Raw genomic sequence first — 3553 nt, 5'->3', positions numbered from 1 at the left:
GCGCCGTGCTGGTGGTCTCGGCGCACTGGGAAAGCGATCGCCTGCAACTGACCAGTGCCGAACGCCCGCAAACCTGGCACGACTTCGGCGGATTTCCGCCCGCCCTGTATGCCGTGCAGTACCCGGCCCCCGGCGCGCCTGCGCTGGCGGCAGAGATTGCCCAGCGCCTGAGCGATGCCGGCTTGCCCGCCGCGCTCGACCCGCAGCGCCCCTTCGATCACGGCGCCTGGGTGCCACTGTCGTTGCTGTACCCGGCCGCCGATATCCCCGTGCTGCAACTGTCGCTGCCCAGCCAGCTCGGCCCCGAGCTGCAGACCCGCATCGGCCGCGCCCTGGCCGGTTTGCGCGCCGAAGGCGTGCTGCTGATCGGCTCCGGCAGCATCACCCACAACCTCGGCGAACTCGACTGGCGCGCCGGCCCCGGGGTCGCCACCCCCTGGGCCAGGGAGTTTCGCGACTGGATGGTGGCCCAACTCGAAGCCGACGACGAAGACGCCCTGCACCGCTACCGCCAGTTGGCGCCGCACGCCGCGCGCAATCACCCCACGGACGAGCACCTGCTGCCGCTGTTCTTCGCCCGCGGCGCCGGCGGCGCCTTCAAGCTGGAGCATGCCGGCTTCACCTATGGAGCGCTAGGCATGGATATCTACCGCTTCGGCTGAACCGGCGCACAGGGCCTTGCCCGGATATCGGCGCGCTCAACCCGGGCTACGCGCCTGGCAAGCCCATCGGCCCCGGATTGCATCCGGGCTACAGGCCAGAAACGAAAAAGCCCCGCACTTGGCGGGGCTTTTCGTTTATCGCTGCGCGATCAATCCTCGCGGTAGCGGCGCAGCTTCAGGGCCTTGCCGGCAACGCGGGTGTCCTTGAGCTTGCCGAGCAGGCGATCCAGGCCATCTTCCGGCAGCTCGACCAGGCTGAAGGTCTCGCGGATCTGGATACGGCCGATGGCTTCGCGAGCCAGGCCGCCCTCGTTGAGGATGGCGCCGAGCAGGTTCTTCGCGGCGATACCGTCGCGCGTGCCCAACGCGGTACGGCAGCGCACGCGACCTTCGGTCAACGGCAGCGGCGCGCGACGTTCGCGGTACTCACCGCGCTCAGTGCTGCGCTCGCCATCACGCTCACGACGCTCGCGCGGCGCACCACCGGCGCCCGGCACCAGCGGCTGCTCGCGCTCGACACTGGCCAGATCCAGGGCCTGGCCGTTGGTCGCCTTGCGCAACAGGGCGGCGGCCAGCGCGCGCGGGCTGCAGCCGATTTCGGCGGTCAGGCGGTCGAGCAGCTCGCCATGACTGGCTTCGGCATCGGCCACCAGCGGCGCCAGGCTGCTGGTGAGCTTCTTGATCCGCGCATCCAGCACCTGCTGGGCGTTCGGCAGCTTGACTTCGCCGACCTTCTGCCCGGTGACGCGCTCGATCACCTGCAACATGCGGCGCTCGCGCGGGGTCACCAGCAGCAGCGCGCGACCGGTACGGCCGGCACGACCGGTGCGGCCGATACGGTGCACGTAGGATTCCGGGTCATAGGGCATGTCGACGTTCATCACGTGAGTGATGCGCGGCACGTCGAGGCCGCGGGCGGCCACGTCGGTGGCGATGACGATATCCAGGCGGCCGTCCTTGAGCGAGTCGATCACCCGCTCACGCTGGTTCTGGGCGATGTCACCGTTCAGCGCGGCGGCCTTGTAGCCCTTGGCTTCCAGCGCGGCGGCGAGGTCCAGGGTGGCCTGCTTGGTACGCACGAAACCGATCAGCGCATCGAACTCCTCGACTTCCAGCAGGCGCAGTACGGCGGCGTGCTTCTGGTCGGCGTGGACCATCAGGTGCGCCTGCTCGATGGCAGTCACGGTCTGGGTCTTGGAGGCGATCTTGATGTGCTGCGGGTTACGCAGGTGCTTCTCGGCGATGGCGCGGATCGAGTGCGGCAGGGTCGCGGAGAACAGCACGCTCTGGCGGCTTTCCGGCATGGCTTCGAAGATCACTTCGAGGTCGTCCATAAAGCCCAGCTTGAGCATCTCGTCAGCCTCGTCGAGCACCAGGTACTGGATGGTCGACAGCACTTTCTCGTCGCGACGCAGGTGGTCGACCAAACGGCCCGGGGTGGCCACGATGACCTGCGCGCCCTGGCGGATGGCCTTGAGCTGCGGGCCCATGGGCGCGCCGCCGTAGACGGCGACCACGTTCAGGCCGGGCATCTGCTTGGAGTAGGTTTCGAAGGCGGTGGCCACCTGCAGGGCCAGCTCGCGGGTCGGGGCGAGGATCAGCACCTGCGGCTCGCGCTTGGCCGGGTCGACCTTCGACAGCAGCGGCAGGGCGAAGGCGGCGGTCTTGCCGGTGCCGGTCTGCGCCTGGCCGATCATGTCGTGGCCGGCGAGGATCACCGGAATGGCCTGCGCCTGGATCGGCGAGGGCTCTTCGTAACCGACGGCGGTCAGAGCGGCGAGAATATTGGGGTGAAGTCCGAGCGCGGCGAAGCCGCCGATTTCCTGGGTCATGGGTCTGCCTCTAGTGCATCCGCAAAGACCCATGTTCCAAAGCTGCGCATGCCGTGTAAGACCTTGTGGGTCACCCTGGCAGCCTGGTTCGGCGGGGATTTGCGAAGACGTGATGAAAAGTGAATCGTCAAGGATAGTCCGCTGCGGGACTGGCTGCCGAAGTCGAGCTTCGGGCGAATTGCGCTACCTGAACGTGGCCAGAGAATTGGCCGGCGCGCACTATACCGGAAATTCCTGACGCGGGTGGCGGTTTTTGCAGTTTCCCCGGCCGTGCGCTGCCAAACGGTCGCCGCCATGGACAAGCGCGCGGCGGCCGGCTATATCCCTGCGACCTCCTCCACGAGCCAAGGATCATCCTCATGACCTCCTCCGACCGCGGCCGCGTCAGCCGCGAAAAACGCGGCCACATCCTGCTGCTCGGCCTCGACCGGGTGGCCAAGCGCAATGCCTTCGACCTCGACATGCTCGACGACCTGTGCCTGGCCTACGGCGAGTTCGAGCGCGACGACGAGGCGCGCGTGGCGCTGGTGTTCGCCCATGGCGAGCACTTCACCGCCGGCCTCGACCTGGCCAAGGTGGCCGCCCAGTTCGCCGCCGGCTGGCAGATTCCCGCGGGCGGCTGCGACCCCTGGGGCGTGTTCGGCGGACCGCGGGTGAGCAAGCCGGTGCTGCTCGCGGTGCAGGGCTACTGCTACACCATCGGCATCGAGCTGATGCTGGCCGCGGACATCAACCTGTGCGCCAGCAACACCCGCTTCGCCCAGATGGAGGTGCAGCGCGGCATCTTCCCCTTCGGCGGCGCCACCCTGCGCCTGCACCAGCAGGCCGGCTGGGGCAACGCCATGCGCTGGCTGCTCACCGGCGACGAGTTCGACGCTCACGAGGCCTATCGCCTGGGGCTGGTGCAGGAGGTGCTGGCCAGCGAGGAACTGCTGCCCAAAGCGTTGCGCCTGGCCGAACGTATCGCCGCGCAGGCGCCGCTGGGCGTGCGCGCCACCCTGGCCTCGGCGCGCCTTGGTTGCCTGCCCAGGCGCTGGATCGGCGGCCAGGTGCCATGCC

Annotated in this window: 3 protein-coding genes; 2 read left to right on the top strand and 1 reads right to left on the bottom strand. The window is 68.6% G+C overall.

Annotated elements, in window-relative coordinates; translation table 11 throughout:
* A partial coding sequence (locus N878_RS15185) for a class III extradiol ring-cleavage dioxygenase (protein ID WP_021444471.1) occupies positions 1-662 on the top strand: 662 nt, incomplete at its 5' end.
* 149 nt (positions 663-811) lie between these two features.
* Here N878_RS15185 and N878_RS15180 read toward each other — a convergent pair.
* Positions 812-2527 (bottom strand): DEAD/DEAH box helicase, encoded by a 1716-nt coding sequence (locus tag N878_RS15180; protein WP_177342902.1) that lies wholly within the window; start codon positions 2525-2527, stop codon positions 812-814.
* Between the two features lie 326 nt (positions 2528-2853).
* Here N878_RS15180 and N878_RS15175 point away from each other — a divergent pair.
* Positions 2854-3553 (top strand): crotonase/enoyl-CoA hydratase family protein (locus N878_RS15175; RefSeq protein WP_021444469.1); only part of this gene is annotated, 700 nt, incomplete at its 3' end.

This window comes from Pseudomonas sp. EGD-AK9, assembly GCF_000465935.2.
Lineage (GTDB): Bacteria > Pseudomonadota > Gammaproteobacteria > Pseudomonadales > Pseudomonadaceae > Aquipseudomonas.
This window is presented reverse-complemented; position numbering and strand designations above follow the sequence as displayed.

Bases quoted from the DNA above. Each gene is read 5' to 3' on its own strand.
- N878_RS15180 (WP_177342902.1), bottom strand. From the start codon at position 2,527: ATGGGTCTTTGCGGATGCACTAGAGGCAGACCCATGACCCAGGAAATC.